Origin of the sequence: Methylotenera versatilis 79 (assembly GCF_000384375.1) — a bacterium.
GTDB lineage: Bacteria > Pseudomonadota > Gammaproteobacteria > Burkholderiales > Methylophilaceae > Methylotenera_A > Methylotenera_A versatilis_B.
In genome coordinates this window covers 439,737-456,741 of the sequence record NZ_ARVX01000001.1, presented here as the reverse complement: position 1 = coordinate 456,741, position 17,005 = coordinate 439,737, and the positions used below count along the sequence as shown (strand labels likewise).

The following is a 17,005-nucleotide window of genomic DNA, read 5'->3' as shown; positions in this document are numbered from 1 at the left end:
GCAGTATGGTTACTGCGCTTTCTGTGATGAGGATTTTTAACTGTTTAAACTAATAATGTTTTAAACGGTAATCGTCTCGAACTCTTTATGTTCTGCACGTTTCTGTACACGCTCAGACCAAGGTTCAATTGCACCTTGCAGCGCAAATAACAAACGTTCGTAAGCAGCTTTGCGGCCTTCGCTGTCTTCTAGAACGCGTTGTTTCACATATTCCAAACCAACGCGTTCAATCCAATGCACAGTCCGGTCTAAATAGCGTGCTTCTTCACGATAGATTTGGATAAAGGCACCCGAATATTCCAACACTTCATCTGATGTTTTGACCTTGCATAAGAATTGAGCCACTTCGGTTTTGATGCCGCCATTGCCGCCCACATAGATTTCCCAGCCTGAATCCACGCCGATGATACCAACGTCTTTAATGCCAGATTCAGCACAATTTCTTGGGCAACCAGAAACAGCGAATTTAACTTTATGTGGTGCCCACATATGGTCAAAAGCTTTTTCGATATCAATGCCCATTTGAGTAGAGTTTTGCGTGCCAAAACGGCAAAATTCAGAACCTACGCAAGTTTTAACGGTACGAATACCTTTGGCGTAAGCATAGCCAGACGGCATGTCGAGATCTTTCCACATGTCGACTAAGTCTTCTTTTTTCACGCCTAGCAAGTCAATGCGTTGGCCGCCAGTGACTTTCACCATTGGCACGGCGTATTTATCAGCCACATCTGCAATTTTGCGTAATTGGTCAGGTGTAGTCACACCGCCGTACATACGCGGAATAACCGAGTAAGTACCATCTTTTTGAATATTGGCATGCACGCGCTCGTTAATAAAGCGCGATTGCGGATCATCCACTGCTTCATGCGGCCATGTAGAAAGTAAGTAATAGTTCAGCGCTGGTCTGCAAGTTGCGCAGCCATTTGGTGTGCGCCAATTCATGCCTTTCATCGCATCTGGAATATTCAGGTATTTATTGTTACGGATTTCTGCACGAACTTCTTCGTGGTTTTTATCGGAACAACCACAAATGGCTTTGCTAGTGGATGGAGGCGCATAACCGCCACCTAAAGTTGACGCTAAAATTTGCTCAACTAAACCTACACATGAACCGCAGCTTGAACCCGCTTTAGTTTGTTTTTTTACATCATCGATGGTGAATAAGCCTTGGTCTTGAATGGCTTTGACAATAGTGCCTTTGCACACGCCATTACAACCGCAAACTTCCATTTCGTTGGTCATGGCAGCAGCTTTATCCTGGCCTTGATGGCCTGAGTTGCCTAAACTATCTTGCCCAAACATTAAAGAGTCGCGAATTTCATGAATCGGTTTTGCATCACGTAGCATTTGGAAATACCAAGCTCCGTCTGCGGTGTCACCATAAAGCACGCTGCCAATGATTTTGTCATTTTTAATGACGAGTTTTTTGTAAACCCCGCCAACTGCGTCGTGCAAAACTATTTCTTCTCTGCCATCATCAGCAACACCATCACCGCTAGCAAAATCGCCCGCGCTGAATAAATCGATACCTGTTACTTTTAATTTGGTAGAGGTGACAGAGCCTTTGTATGAACCAATGCCAAAATTAGCCAAATGCGTTGCACACACTTTTGCCATTTCGAAGAGCGGCGCTACCAAACCGTATGAAATACCGCGGTGTGCTACACATTCGCCCACTGAATAGATACGTGGATCGTAAGTTTGCATCGTATCGTTCACCACAATACCTTTGTTGCAATAAATGCCTGCGGATTCTGCTAGTGAAAAATTAGGGCGAATACCAACCGCCATCACCACTAAATCGGCAGGTAATTGTGTGCCATCATCAAAATGGATGGTGGTGACTCGGTCTGTTTTTCCGTCAGAACTGTCACCTGTAAGTTCTTTAGTATTTTGATTTAATTGAAACTTAAGCCCTTTGGCTTCCAAGCTTTGTTGCAGCATTTTGCCTGCGGTTTTGTCTAGCTGCTTTTCTAACAGCCATTCATTGCGGTGAATCACAGTGACATCCATGCCTTGAATTTTTAAGCCGTTTGCAGCTTCCAACCCAAGCAATCCACCACCGATGACTACTGCGTGTTTGTGTGACTTTGCAGTGTCAATCATGTCGTTGGTATCTTTAATATCGCGATAACCAATGACCCCTTTTAAATCTGCGCCAGGAATCGGCAACATAAAGGGTTTTGAGCCAGTAGCCAGCAGCAAGCGGTCATATTCCGCACTGGTGCCATCTTCTGCATAAACAACGCGATTTTTACGGTCGATTTTATTGATACGCGCACTGGTATAGAGCGTGATATTGTTTGCGGCATACCATTCACGCGTATTCAAAATAATGTCGTTAATGGTTTGCTCGTTCGCCAGCACTGGCGATAGCATGATACGGTTGTAGTTAGGGTAGGGCTCATCACCAAACACAGTGATATCGTAAATATGTGGTGCGATTTTTAGCAACTCTTCTACCACGCGCATACCTGCCATGCCGTTGCCCACTACTACTAATTTCATTTTTTGCATAATATCTACTTAAAAATTGTTGATACAGATAGCCATGTATTGGCAATTAATGTGCCACTATTATTTGTAACTAAACAAAAGTTTTTACGTTTAAATACATCGGCTTGCTAAATTCCTGGTGCCGGCAGGTCTGAATTGATGCACCAAAACAGCAAGCACACTATTTTGATGAACCAAAACAGTGCGCAGCGTGGCCAAGCTTTAAAAACTATACTGTGCAGTTACCCAAACAATCTCTTTATCAGCTTTGCGTGGGGCAGCGCCTAATGTTGTGCCGTAAACGTCGCTTTCGTTAAATTTGGCATACTCCACCTTGCCCCATAGGTTATCGTTAAACGGGTAGGTCAGGCCTAAATCGAACTCAGTGCCGTATTTATCGCCAAAGCGACGGCTAGCAGGTGTGCTACCCAGCGTTTCATACTTTTCATCTGACTTAAATATGTGATATTCAGAGTAAATTTTCAATTTATCGACTGCACCAGATAAGGTCACAAAAGTATCTTTAATGCCCTGTCTTGGTGTGGTTAAGAAATGGTCAGCCCAACCTTGAAACAAATGGTTGGTGCCAAGCGGCGTTTGGAAAGCATATTTGCCATCATTGCTAGAGAGTACTTCATGGTCCACACGAATCGACCACGTGTTATAACCAGCGCCACCGCCTATTTTGATGTAGTGCGCATCAATCGCCGAATTACCGCCACGATAATCATCTTGTTTTGCATATTCCGCTGTATACAAGCCTTTCCAGTTGGGTGTAAAAATATGCACGCCATCTAAACGCAAGCCGAAGGTTTTACTGCTGGCATCGGCATAAGGCACGCCGCCTACAATTGGCGTATCTTGACTAGAGCCTAATCCATTGCCGCCTTGTGTTGCAAAACCTGCTGCTGCTGGATTACCTGCGTTCTGACTTAAGTTTTTGACATCAACAAAGTAGCCATAACCCACTAAAAATTCTGATGGCGAAATGCGATATTTTGCGTTGACCAGATCAATATTGCCGTTGCGGTATTCAGTGTTGATTTGCCTGACTTGGTAAAAATGGCTATAAAACAGCTCAGTATCGGGGATGCTTTTATTCAACACAGAAACGCCATCGAACACTTGTGTATTTTGACGGAACGCGATATCACCGATAAAACGCACATTATCTAAATTGACTACTTGGCGTCCAAGACGAAATTTGGTGTTCTTGATACCTGTCCAATCGACATAAAGTTGATTGATATCGGTAAAACCCGGGTCAACAATATTGGCATATTGGCGCTTAAATAAAGAGGAAGTAGCCGTGCCATTATTGTGCTCTGGCTCATTGCCACGTCTGTCATTAAAGTCATCGTTAAACTCATGTACATCGGTTATCTGAGCAGCAAAACTAAAGTTCTTATATGGCGCAGTTTGCCAGCCCAATAAAGTGCGAGTGGTATACGCATAACTGTTTTTTAATTCTTTAGTACCATTCGGCGCAGGCTGTAAATTGGCTTGATCCACATTTTCATAGCGGGCACGCACACTGCTCAGTGATTTACCATCTTTAATTGCATCTAAAAACGTATATTCCGGTTCTGCGGCTTCTGCCGCTACAGATTCCTCTGCATAGGCACTGCCAGCAAAACTAGTGAATGCCATATATAAGTTAAGCGTTAATAGGTTTAATTTAAATAAATGCGTTTTTTTCATTGAAGTTATCTTTTTAAGTAAGGGATTAATTAAGGTAATTAAAAGTCGTGTGAACAAAAAATCTTACCAATAAGCCTAAGCCGCTTTTTTGGCGTGGCGTTCGTATAAAAATTTCAATACTTCAGAACGTAAATGGTTGTATTGCTTGTCTTCAGCCAACTCAAGACGTTTGCGTGGATACGGTAAATCGACAGTGAGAATTTCACCAATGGTCGCGCTTGGGCCGTTGGTCATCATCACGATTCGGTCTGATAACAATACGGCTTCATCTACATCGTGCGTCACCATCACCGCGGTTGCGCCAGATTTCTGCATGATTTTCATCAGTTCATCTTGCAAGCCTGCGCGGGTTAATGCATCCAGTGCGCCAAATGGCTCATCCAGTAATAACACTTTTGGTTCCATCGCCAATGCTCTGGCAATACCTACGCGTTGCTTCATGCCACCAGATATTTCATTCGGACGTTTTTCAACGGCGTGACCCAAGCCAACTAGATCTAGCGCAGCGTAAGTACGCGCTTCTTGTTGCACTTTCGATTCACTGCCAAATACCCGTTCAACTGCTAAATAGACGTTCTCATAACAGTTCAACCACGGTAGTAAAGAATGATTTTGAAACACAACCGCACGCTCTGGACCAGGCGCAGCAATCTCGCGTCCCGCACAAAACAGATTGCCGCTAGTGGGATGCAATAAACCAGCGATTAAATTCAGCACCGTTGATTTTCCGCAACCTGAGTGACCGATTATTGATATAAATTCACCTTGTGTGATGCTTAAGTTAACGTGTTTTAATGCCTCAAATTCGCCTTTTTTGCTGACAAAGCGCATGCCGACATCTTCAATTTCTACATAGCGTTCAGTGATTTTTTTGGTCACTTTATAGCCATCGGTATGATTTTTTTCGTGTGAAATATTAGACATTTGCTTATCCCTTATTCGTAATTAAAACGGTTAGCGATTGCAGTCAAACCTAGTTCAAGCAACAAGCCGACGATGCCGACAATAAAAATCGCGATAATGATGTGTTCGTAGTTAGAGGCGTTGTATTCATCCCATAACCAGAAACCAATACCTGCACCGCCGTTGAGCATTTCTGCCGCCACAATCACTAGCCAAGCGATGCCGATTGAAAGGCGCACGCCAGTCATCATGTAAGGCAATACATAAGGGAATGAGATTTTAGATATGATTTTCCATTCACTTAAATTCAGCACTTTGGCGACGTTCATATAGTCTTGCGGCACTTTGCTGACACCGACCGCTGTATTAATGACCATTGGCCAAATACTCGATATAAAGATCACCCAGATTGCGGCTGGGCCAGCGGCTTTAAGCACCAACAAACCCAATGGCAACCAGGCGAGCGGTGAAACCGGGCGTAGCAGACCGATGACGGGTGCTGTCATGCGTGATATAAATTCAAAACGGCCAATCATAAAGCCCAGCGGAATACCAACTAATGCAGCTAAGCCAAAGCCCAATGCCACGCGTTCTAAAGATGAAAGAATGTTCCAGCCAATGCCTTGGTCATCCAAGCTATTTTGGTGGAAAGGATGTGCAAATAACTCCACCGCAGAATGCCATGTGCTGACTGGGCCGGGCATCACGGGTTGCAAATGCGAGATTAAAGTCCAAACAGCTAAGAATAGTAAAATGCCAAATGCAGGTGGAATAATTATTTTAAAAAACTCGTTTCTTTTGAGTTGGCCTGGGGTTTTTATTTTAGCTGCACGGGTTTTTGACTTGTTTTTTCTGTTTAACATTTTCATGTGAGTGTTATCTTCATTAGCCGCGACGAGTTTATCTGCAACATTCTCATTGCTAACATCCGTTAAACTGTCTTGCAGGTTTAAGTCTTTATTACTATTGACTGCGCTCATGTTGCGCTCCTTTTTGCATTGAATAGTTGCCACATTTGTTTGCTTCACCCGAAAATTGCAGGGGATACTGACAATCTTCGGGTGATGCTCACAAGGGTCATTAAAATTTGCATTCACTTAAGTGCTTAAATCGCCACTAACTTAAGTTAGGCTTTAATTTTAAAACCCGCTGCATAGGCGGCTGGATTTTTACCATCCCACACCACGTTATCCATCAGTTTGCTGCTGCGCATCACATCTTTAGGAATGCTCGCGCCAACTAAGCTGGCTGCTTCAGAATAAAGTTTGATTTCATTTACTTTGGTCGCAACACCCAGATAATCAGGGTCAGTTTTCAACATGCCCCAGCGTTTATGCTGTGTTAAAAACCACATACCGTCTGATAGATAAGGGAAATTCACTGCGCCATCGTTATAGAACTTCATGTAATTAGGGTCTTTATATTTTCTGCCATTACCATCGTCGTAATCACCTACAAAACGACCAGAAATCACCTCTTCAGTAGTATTCACATACGCTTTACCGGATATTAGTTTTGCTACTTTTGCGCGGTTTTCCAATGCATCGATATATTTGCAAGCATCCAAAATGGCGGCAATCATGGCGCGTGTTGTATTCGGATTTTTCGCCACAAACTCAGCCGTGGTACCTAATACTTTTTCTGGATGATCGGTCCAGATATCTTGTGTCGTCGTCACAGTGAAACCAAGCTTGTCGTATATCGCACGCGCATTCCAAGGCTCGCCCACACAGAAACCATCCATATTGCCAATGCGCATATTGGCGACCATTTGCGGTGGCGGTACCACGATATTTTTGATGTCTTTTACAGGGTTAATACCGTTGGCTGCCAACCAATAGTTAAGCCACATGGCATGTGTGCCTGTTGGAAATGTCTGTGCAAAAGTAAAATCGCGGTTTTCATTCGCCATCACGCGTTTAAGAGATTTTCCGTCTTTCACGCCTTTATCTTTTAGTTGATTCGATAAGGTAATGGCTTGGCCATTATTATTTAAACTCATCAACACTTTCATGTCTTTTTGCTGTCCGCCAATGCCAAGCTGCACGCCGTAAACCAAGCCGTATAACACGTGCGATGCGTGTAATTCGCCATTCACGGTTTTATCGCGAATCGCCGCCCAAGAGGCTTGTTTAGCAGGAATAATCTTAATGCCGTATTTCTTATCAAAACCCATCTCAGCCGCCACTACAATCGGTGCGCAATCGGTTAAAGGAATAAAACCGATTTTGACTTCAGTGATTTCTGGCGCATCGCTGCCCGCTGCATACGCCATATTTTGAATGCCTGCTGGCACGATATTCATCATGGTCGCTGCTCCAAATGCACCTGCGATGGTGTGTTTAAAAAACTGCCGACGGTCAGTATTTAACGTGTCCATTTTGCTTACACTGCTATCAACACCTGTGCCAATAACAGCTGTGGTATTTTTTAATTCATCTTGATTTTGCACATTCATTCCTTAACCAAAGTTTTGCATCAAAAAGTTTCACCCAATAAAAAAGACGCCTTAACAATGAGGGTTAAAACCTCACTACTAAGACGTCTTTGTCTTTTTCTTTCTATTGATGCCAACTTTGGCATCATTTTAATATCGCATTACCCACCGTTGGGTCATGCGCATTTACTACAAACTAAATATTACAAATCGGTGTTACAAAATCTCTGCTACAAACTTACTTAATTTACTAATCGATCAGTTAATTAAATAATCAACATCTTTGCCGCTTCATTCAATTGATGCGATAAATCCGCTAACTTCATATTCTTTTTCATCGCCATACTGCGCAGTAGGTTGTAAGCCTCATCTTCATTTAACATACGCTGTCTCATCAGCAAACCTTTTGCGCGCTCAATCGTTTTGCGCTCATCTAGCTTAGTGTTCGCAATGTTTAATTCAGTGCGTAAATTTTTAAACTCTTCAAATCTCGCTATCGCAGCATCTATCACAGGTGTTAGCCTTTCACTTGAAATATCGCCTACTACATAAGCACTTACACCCGCTTGCGTAGCAGCCTTAATTTTTTCTTTGTCACCATCGTGGGTAAACATCACCACTGGTCGCGCATCATGCATACTCAACACACAAATATTTTCCAGCGTATCTCGTGTTGGTGAATCGGTATCAATAATCACAATGTCGGGTTTAATTTCACAACATTTCGCTTCTAGATTGATGGTATCTTCAACATGTGCAATCACTTCAAACCCATTATCAATCAAAGATTGTTTTAATGGTTTGACACGCATTAAGTCATTATCAACAATCATCACCTTCAACATGATTGGTACATAGCAAAGGCTATGCCAATTGTATTTTTTTATATTAACTGATTGAATTTGTTGATTAATCTAATTGCAGATATGGCTGTGAGTGTGCACTAACTCACGCATTTCATGCACAAATTAAGTGCGAACGCACCGAACTTAACTGAATAACTAGGGGGAAATTCCTGAAAATGGCTGAAATTTAAGCGTTAACTCAGAATAATGCGCGCATTTAATCGGGCATTAAATCAGCGATATTCATATCGATTAATTAAAGCAATTAGATACGTTATGCTAGTTGTAGTTTAGCCAAGCGTGCATATAAGCCTGCTTGCTCGCGTAATTCTGCCGGGCTGCCTGTTTCAACGATATGCCCGTTTTCTAATACGATAATACGATCCGCTTTTTGTACCGTGCTTAATCGGTGCGCGATCATTAAAGTGGTGCGGCCTTGCATCGCGGCTTGCAAACCTTGCTGAACCAGAATCTCGCTTTCTGCATCCAGCGCGCTAGTGGCTTCATCTAATAATAAAATCGGCGCGTCTTTTAATATCGCGCGCGCAATCGCAATACGTTGACGCTGGCCGCCAGATAAACGCGTGCCGCGTTCGCCCAAAAATGTTTGATAAGCATCTGGCAGTTTCTGGATAAATTCATCGACTTGTGCCGCTTTAGCCGCCGCCAGCACTTCTGCATCCGTCGCGCTGGGTTTACCGTAACGAATATTTTCTAGCGCGTTGGCAGAAAAAATCACCGCATCTTGCGGGACGATTGCGATATTGCCGCGCAAACTGGTTAAGCTGAGCGAATTGATTGCTTGGCCGTTAATGGTGATTTCGCCCGAAGTTGGCTCATAAAAACGCAATAAACATTGGAATAAAGTGGTCTTTCCTGCGCCAGATGGGCCGACTAACGCGACTGTTTCACCTGCTGCAATCGTTAAGTTAATGCCATCTAAAGCCGCAATTTGTGGACGTGATGGATAATGGAAAACGACGCTTTTAAACTCGATTTTTGCTTGCGTTGGGTTGATTAAAGTTTGTGCGTTCTCAGGTTCTGTAATCGCGGCATCGGCATGTAGCAATTCTAATAAACGCTCTGTCGCACCCGCCGCGCGCATCACTTCTCCCCACACTTCCGCCATTGTGCCGACTGCGCCAGCCACCATTAATGCGTAGAGCACGAATGAAGCCAGTTCACCGCCTGTCATGCTGCCAGCGCTTACTTGTCTTGCGCCAATCCATAGCACAAAAATAATCGTGCCCAGTATCGCCGTCACCATTAATAGCGTTAATCCAGCGCGCACTTTTACGCGTTTTAATGCGGTGTTAAAACTGATATTTGCGCTTTTGCTAAAACGTGAAATCTCCGCTTGCTCTTGCGTGTACGATTGTACAGTCGGCATGGCATTCAATATTTCACCTGCCATTGCGGAGCTGTCTGCAATACGATCTTGCGATTCGCGAGACAGTTTTTTAACTTTGCGCCCAATCAAGATAATCGGCAGAATTAACAATAACATTAAGCCAATATTCAGTGAAAACAAGTAAAAATTCGTTATTGCCAGCATGATCATGCCGCCAGTAAACTGAAACAAACTGCGTAAACCCATCGAAATTGAGCTGCCAACTACGGTTTGAATCAGCGTGGTATCGCCGGTTAAACGTGATAGCACTTCGCCTGTTTGCGTGGTTTCAAAAAACTGCGGGCTTTGCGTCATCACACGTCCATAAACCGCACTGCGTAAATCGGCTGTGACGCGTTCGCCCACCCACGAAATATTGTAATAGCGCATGGAAATCATCAGCGCCCAAAATCCCGCTAATACGAACATCACCAAAAAATGGCCGTTCAAACTCAAACCACCTAACAAGCCCGTGCCTGACTTTACGGCAGATGGATTACTGATAAAGCCAAAATCGATTAAATCGCGAAAGGCGAGTGGCACCAGTAATAAAGTGGCTGAGCCTAAACACAGCAACACAAATGACAAGATAACCCGTGCGCGATAAGGCTTTAAAAACGGCCATAAATTAGCCAGTGGCGACAGTTTTTTTGATGTGATTTTAGATAACGCGGTATCGGTTGAATTGGTTTGCATGATTGCTTTGTCTTAGATATTCTAGTTTAAATGTTGGGTTGTTTTTAGGGTTAAGTGTAGCACCCGACAGGCATGATATGCAGTCTGTTTTGCCTGACTCAGGATAAATAGATTGTTAGCACAACTAGATGACAAGCGACTGCACTAGGTTCAAATCACCAGTCTGATTTATACTAATGAACATTATTTATTCAACCACTTAACACAGAAATAACCCCAATAATCATGCCTAAAAATTTCAAATTCATTCTCTGGATATTAGTTGGATTGTTGGGTACTTTTGCGCTGAGTACGATTGCCTTGCATCGTGGCGAAAGTATTAACGCGCTGTGGTTAATTACCGCGGCAATCTGTATCTACGCCATCGCTTATCGTTTTTATGCGGCATGGATTGCAGCAAAAGTGTTGACCATAGACGAAACGCGCGCAACACCTGCCGAAAGATTAGATGATGGCCGCGATTTTGTGCCAACCAATAAATGGGTGGTATTCGGACATCATTTTGCCGCGATTGCTGGGCCTGGCCCATTAGTTGGCCCTACTTTGGCGGCGCAATTTGGTTATTTACCTGGCACCTTGTGGATTTTAATCGGCGCAGTGTTGGGCGGCGCGGTGCAAGATATGGTGACGCTGTTTTTCTCAACACGACGCAATGGCAGAAGTTTAGGCCAAATGGCGCGAGATGAAATCGGCGTTATCGGCGGCACAGCTGCATTACTTGGCACTTTTATCATCATGATTATCTTGATTGCCGTATTGGGTTTGGTAGTGGTGAATGCCATGAAACATAGCCCGTGGGCGACTTCTACCATTGCTGCGACGATTCCAATCGCCATGTTGATTGGCGTTTACATGCGCAATATTCGGCCAGGACGCGTGTTAGAAGCTTCAGCCATTGGCGTAGTGCTGCTTTTATTGTCTGTTTTTGCAGGTGGTTGGATTGACCACAATGCTACTTTGCGCGTGCTTTTTGACCATGAAGGTTTACCACTGGCATATGCGATTATTGTGTACGGGTTTGCAGCGGCAGTGTTACCAGTTTGGCTGTTATTAGCACCGCGTGATTATTTATCGACCTATATTAAGCTAGGCACGGTTATTTTATTAGCCATTGCGATTGTTATTTTACGGCCAGAAATTCATATGCCCGCTTTCACCCAATTTATCGATGGCACAGGGCCGATTTTCGGCGGCAAGCTCTTCCCATTTGTATTTATCACCATTGCTTGCGGTGCGATTTCTGGTTTTCACGCGTTAATCGCTTCGGGCACAACGCCTAAATTATTAGAGAACGAACGCGATATTCGCACCATTGGTTACGGCGCGATGTTGCTAGAAAGCTTTGTCGCGATTATGGCGATGATTGCTGCAACCGTATTAGAACCAGGCGTATTTTTCGCCATTAACAGCCCAGCAGGCGTTGTAGGTAAAGAGGCGGTTGATGCGGTGGCCACCATTAATAGCTGGGGTTTTGCTGTCACAGTTGAACAAATGAACCAGCTAGCCAAAGATATGGGCGAAACCAGTTTATTTGCGCGTACAGGCGGCGCACCCAGTTTAGCGGTTGGCATGGCCAGCATTTTTGGCAGCGCGTTTGGCAAAAGCATGCTGGCATTGTGGTATCACTTTGCCATTATGTTTGAAGCGATTTTTATTTTAACCACCTTAGATGCAGGCACGCGCGTTGGCCGATTTATGCTGCAAGATATGCTGGGGAACTTTAATAAAAAACTGGGTGAAACGTCTTATATGCCGTCTGTCATCCTAACAAGTGCCATCGTAGTGGCTGGCTGGGGATACTTTTTATATATCGGCGTGATTGACCCAAATGGTGGCGTGAACATCTTATGGCCATTATTTGGTATTTCTAATCAAATGTTAGCGGCGATTGCGCTGTGCGTAGCAACGGGTATTTTAGTGAAATCCGGACGATTGAAATACGCTTGGGTCACTGGTTTGCCATTGGTTTGGCTGGTAATGATTACCAGCACGGCGGCTTATGAAAAAATATTCTCTGATGATGTGCGCATTGGCTTTTTTGCCGCCGCGAATGACTTAAGTAGCAAATTAGCCAGCGGTGCTTTATCCGTTGAAAAAGCTGCGATTGCGCCACAGCTTATTTTTAATCAGCAACTGGATGCGTACTTAACACTATTTTTTGTGGCAATGTTGTGGATTGTGATTATCAATACTTTGATTGTTTGTGCGCGGCATTTGTCTGGCAAGCCAGTGTTGCCAAGTACAGAAGTGGCTTATGTTGAAACAAAGTTATTCAAACATAGTCTTTAAATTGCAGTATTTAAAACACAGAGTTTTCAGTGAAGTAATTGTTGATTTGAGGCAACAGTATGCTTAAAAAATTGCGCCACATTTGGCATTTAATCCGCCAGTTATCGGGTGATGATGCGTATGAACAATATGCGAAACATCATGCGGACTTTCATGCTTGTAGTGTAGATGCGCCGCCAATGTTAACGCGTAAGGATTTTTACAAATTATGGCAAGACAGTAAATGGAAAGGATTGAAACGCTGCTGCTAGGATTTTTAAATAGGCGCTTTACACACAAAAACAATCAATCTTAAATCGGAATTTAGATTTAAATCAAATAAATTAAAACAAGCTTTAAGTTAATTAAACCGAGCAAAAATAATATTTAAACCGCAACAAACTTACATGCCTTTATAAATATTATCAATTTGCATTTCATCCAGCTCTTCAGACTGATCCGTTTCATGTTCAGTTACACTTACATCTAATCGCATTTTGTCGATTTTAATGGGCTGGTATTCAGCAATGATGTAATTGTATGCTGGTTCTTTTTTCAATAAACGCGCAAGTAAATTAATCATATCATTCGTTCCAAAATTCTAGGTTAGTTGTTGCTAGTACCAGTACTGCAATCAACATGCCAAATTTTTTAAACAAAACGACTTGTTTAACTGATTGATTTTATTAATTAAATTATTTGTGTAATATTGTCATTTTTGAAGCTGTGTTGTAATTTAAAGATTAACGTTTAATTTTCATCAATATTTCAGAGTTAAGTTGCTGCGTTAAATCGACCTGATTTCGTTTTAAGCCACATCCAAATACCGATTAAAATCATCGGTAAACTCAACCATTGGCCCATGCTTAAACCTAGCTGCAACAGACCTAAATAATCATCTGGTTGACGCGTAAATTCGACTAAGAATCTAAAGCTGCCATAGCCGATTAAAAATAGCGCTGAGATTGCGCCAACCGGACGTTGTTTGCGTGAGAACCACCATAAAATGCAGAATAAGGCGATGCCTTCTAACGCAAACTCATAGAGTTGAGAAGGGTGGCGCGCAAGCATGTCGGCTTGTGGGAAAATCATGCCGTAGTTGGCATTGGTTGTTCTGCCCCATAATTCGCCATTGATAAAATTGCCCATGCGCCCAGCGCCTAAACCGATTGGCACAAGTGGCGCGACAAAATCCATAATTTTTAACCAAGGCTGTGGATATTTTCTAGTAAAAAAGAACATGGCAACCAGCACGCCTAAAAAACCGCCGTGAAAACTCATGCCGCCTTGCCATATTTTGAAAATATCCAACGGATGCTCGACAAAGCTAGAGAACTGATAAAACAGCACATAACCAATTCTGCCGCCTAATATCACGCCTAATGCGCCATAAAATAACGCATCATCAATCATCTGATTCGACCAATTAAACCAAGGTTTGTGTTTCACCTGGTAACGTCCTAAACCTAAAAATGCCAAAAAACCAATCAAGTACATTAATCCGTACCAATGAATGCCGAAGCTATCGGTGAAATGGATGGCAACTGGGTCGAACTTTGGATGAGTAAATATCATGATAATTTAAGGTGTTAAGTAAGTAATTTGAGGGATTATGTTAATTTAAATTTTATGCTATGGTTTAAGCATGATTGTAATAATAAAACCGTAAAGAAAGCTTAAGTGCATGGCGCATGGTTCAAAAAAACCGCAACTATCAACTGAGGCAAATAGTTTAACCTTAAGTGCTGGACTTCTAGCGGATTTTATTCCATTACTGACGGCAATTTTTCAAGATTCGCCGGATTGTGTTGCCATCTATGCCGATGACGCAAGTATCGTTTATGCAAATACAAGTCTTGAGAACACTTGGGGCTACCCTTTGCATTATGCACAATCGCTTCAAGATCAGGTGCCCGAAAGTTTGAAGCCTTATCGTGATGCATTAAATAATGTATTAAGCACTGGCGAAGCCACTACATTTTTATTGGATTGCCAGCCTTCAACGATGCGTCGTCATATACACGATATGATTTCTATGACCGCCATTAAGAGTCAAAACCAATCCATTTTAGGTGTTATTTCAATTGGGCGAAATTTAGATGATTATCGCCAAACACAACACCAAATATTAGCGCAAAAAGAGCGTTATCAACGCGCATTGATTGATAATTTCCCGTTTATGGTGTGGCTAAAAGATATTGATAATCGCTTTTTGGCCATCAATAACACCTTCGCACAATTAATTGGCGTGACTTATCCTGAAGAGGCGATCGGCAAAAGTGACTATGACTATTTTCCGAAAGAAATCGCCGATGGTTATGTGGCGTTTGATCGCGAAGTGTTGTTGTCAGGTGAATCTAAAATTATGGTTGAGTCCATTCACAGTGATTCGGGTGAGGCGCACTGGGCTGAGGTCTACAAATCTCCTGTATTAATTGATGATATCGTCATTGGAACGGTAGGTTTTGCGCGCGACTTGTCTGAATTTAAAAAGTTACAGGCGGACATTTCAAAAACCAAGTTAGATTATATGACGCTGGTCGAAAGCTTGCCGCTGACGATCTCACGCTACGATTTGAATCATAAATGTATTTTTATGAATTCCTATTCTGAGCGTATCTCAGGTGTGTCAATGGAATCTATGTTGGGAAAAACGCCATCAGAATTTTGGCATTTACACCAGTTAAGTGTGGCAGCAGAAGAGACCGAAACCAAGATGGCGCAAGTGATAGAGACCGCCGAGCCTTGTGTTTTCGAATTATACAATCATGCCGAAAACAAAACTTTTGCGTTTTTGGTTCAACTGATACCTGAATTCGATGCGGAAAAAAAAGTCATCGGCGTGATGATGTTGGGTAATGATATTTCTGAGGTGAGCGAATATCGTGAGCAACTTGAATATATGGCGTATCACGATACGTTAACCAGTTTACCTAACCGCGCCCTGTTTAATAAGCGCATTGTTTCTGCCATCAGTATCGCCAAACGCCAGCAACAGTTGTTAGGTATCTTAATGATCGATTTGGATCATTTTAAATCGATTAACGATACTTTAGGTCATGTGATTGGCGATGCGCTATTGGTTGATGTGGCGGCGCGGATTTTGAGTACTTTGCGCGGAGGTGATTCAGTTGCGCGTTTGGGTGGCGATGAATTTGCTATCTTGATTCAAGATGTGAACAAGGCAGAAGACTTGGCTGTATTGGCTAGCAAGATTCTACAAATGTTGGTATTGCCGTTTTATGTGTCAGAACAAGAGTTGTATGTGACCGCGAGTATTGGTATCGCGGTTTACCCGCAAGATACCGAACATGTGGATGATTTACTTAAATATGCCGATATGGCGATGTATGCCGCAAAAAAACTAGGTCGCAATAATTATCAATTTTTTGTAAAAGAACTCAATCAGCGCATGTCGCAGCGTTTGCAAATGCAGACGGAACTCATGCATGCCATCGAAAAAAATGAGTTTTACTTAAATTATCAGCCATTAGTGCAGTTAGGTACAGGCGAAATTGTCGGTGTAGAAGCGTTATTGCGCTGGAAAAATGGTGTGCTGGGTGAGTTAAGCCCAGTTGAATTTATTCCGTTGGCTGAAGAATTGGGTGTCATTACTGAAATTGGTCGTTGGGTCATGATGCAAGCATTCAAAGATGCGGCAGAAGTGAATGCGACACGCAAAAATCCGCTCATATTTGCAGTTAACTTATCTGCACGGCAGTTTTTGCGTTATAACATTTTTGGCGCGATTGAATATTGTATCAGTGTCACAGGATGTAAGCCTGAGTGGGTGACGCTGGAAATCACTGAAAGCTTGTTGTTAAATGATTCTGCCTCTGTGCTCAATATATTGCATAAACTAGTGGATTTGGGCGTGAAAATTGCCATTGATGATTTTGGTACGGGCTATTCTTCACTTTCTTATCTGAATAAATTTCCTATTAGCGAAGTGAAAATAGACCGTAGCTTTGTTAACGATATTACGACGCATGAAGATCATGCCAAATTGGTCAAAGCCGTCATTGATATGGCAATCAGTTTGGGTAAAGAGTTGGTTGCAGAAGGTGTGGAAACCCAAAAGCAGGCAGATTTGCTGAAAAGTTGGGGCTGTCATATTGGCCAGGGCTACTTATTTAGCAAGCCGCTTGGTTTTGAGCAGCTTTTGCTACGATTAAGCAAATAAGCTTAATTACACATAATTTAAGCATTACATGTAAAAACCTGCTTACTCTAGGCACTGCATCAGCTAAAATAGCGTATTAAGTATTA

At 42.7% G+C, this 17,005-nt stretch carries 12 protein-coding genes; 3 read left to right on the top strand and 9 right to left on the bottom strand.

The window, feature by feature from the left end:
* Nucleotides 1-60 precede the first annotated feature (60 nt).
* The 7 genes from nirB to METVE_RS0102270 all read right to left on the bottom strand — a co-directional run bounded on the left by nirB (nt 61) and on the right by METVE_RS0102270 (nt 10,468).
* On the bottom strand, nt 61-2,517 hold the full coding sequence (nirB, locus tag METVE_RS0102300; RefSeq protein ID WP_020166834.1) for a nitrite reductase large subunit NirB: 2,457 nt from the start codon (nt 2,515-2,517) through the stop codon (nt 61-63).
* 201 nt (nt 2,518-2,718) lie between these two features.
* Nucleotides 2,719-4,197: an alginate export family protein gene (locus METVE_RS0102295; protein WP_020166833.1), complete on the bottom strand. Its 1,479-nt coding sequence runs from the start codon at nt 4,195-4,197 to the stop codon at nt 2,719-2,721.
* Between the two features lie 75 nt (nt 4,198-4,272).
* Entirely contained in the window at nt 4,273-5,121 is an 849-nt protein-coding gene (locus METVE_RS0102290; RefSeq protein ID WP_020166832.1) for an ABC transporter ATP-binding protein, read from the bottom strand.
* Nucleotides 5,122-5,132: 11 nt separating this feature from the next.
* Nucleotides 5,133-6,080 carry a nitrate ABC transporter permease gene (gene ntrB, locus METVE_RS0102285; RefSeq protein WP_020166831.1) on the bottom strand — a complete coding sequence of 316 codons (948 nt, stop codon included), beginning with the start codon at nt 6,078-6,080 and terminating at the stop codon, nt 5,133-5,135.
* A gap of 146 nt (nt 6,081-6,226) precedes the next feature.
* On the bottom strand, nt 6,227-7,480 hold the full coding sequence (locus METVE_RS0102280; RefSeq protein WP_198290312.1) for a CmpA/NrtA family ABC transporter substrate-binding protein: 1,254 nt from the start codon (nt 7,478-7,480) through the stop codon (nt 6,227-6,229).
* A gap of 323 nt (nt 7,481-7,803) precedes the next feature.
* A complete protein-coding gene (locus tag METVE_RS0102275; protein ID WP_020166829.1) occupies nt 7,804-8,382 on the bottom strand; it encodes an ANTAR domain-containing response regulator in 579 nt (192 codons plus the stop codon).
* A gap of 274 nt (nt 8,383-8,656) precedes the next feature.
* Nucleotides 8,657-10,468 carry an ABC transporter transmembrane domain-containing protein gene (locus METVE_RS0102270; protein WP_020166828.1) on the bottom strand — a complete coding sequence of 604 codons (1,812 nt, stop codon included), beginning with the start codon at nt 10,466-10,468 and terminating at the stop codon, nt 8,657-8,659.
* Nucleotides 10,469-10,693: 225 nt separating this feature from the next.
* On the opposite strand from METVE_RS0102270, the gene METVE_RS0102265 reads away from it, so the two are divergent.
* Nucleotides 10,694-12,757, top strand: coding sequence for a carbon starvation CstA family protein (locus METVE_RS0102265; protein WP_020166827.1), 2,064 nt, complete (start codon nt 10,694-10,696; stop codon nt 12,755-12,757).
* A gap of 59 nt (nt 12,758-12,816) precedes the next feature.
* Nucleotides 12,817-13,008: a CstA-like transporter-associated (seleno)protein gene (locus METVE_RS0102260; RefSeq protein ID WP_020166826.1), complete on the top strand. Its 192-nt coding sequence runs from the start codon at nt 12,817-12,819 to the stop codon at nt 13,006-13,008.
* Between the two features lie 131 nt (nt 13,009-13,139).
* On the opposite strand, the gene METVE_RS0102255 is transcribed toward METVE_RS0102260, so the two are convergent.
* Both METVE_RS0102255 and lgt read right to left on the bottom strand, forming a co-directional pair.
* Nucleotides 13,140-13,319, bottom strand: coding sequence for a hypothetical protein (locus tag METVE_RS0102255; protein WP_020166825.1), 180 nt, complete (start codon nt 13,317-13,319; stop codon nt 13,140-13,142).
* Between the two features lie 191 nt (nt 13,320-13,510).
* Entirely contained in the window at nt 13,511-14,308 is a 798-nt protein-coding gene (gene lgt / locus METVE_RS0102250; RefSeq protein ID WP_026361973.1) for a prolipoprotein diacylglyceryl transferase, read from the bottom strand.
* A gap of 112 nt (nt 14,309-14,420) precedes the next feature.
* Between lgt and METVE_RS0102245 the strand changes: the two genes are divergently transcribed.
* Nucleotides 14,421-16,919 carry a sensor domain-containing protein gene (locus METVE_RS0102245; RefSeq protein WP_020166823.1) on the top strand — a complete coding sequence of 833 codons (2,499 nt, stop codon included), beginning with the start codon at nt 14,421-14,423 and terminating at the stop codon, nt 16,917-16,919.
* The last annotated feature ends 86 nt before the right edge of the window (nt 16,920-17,005 follow it).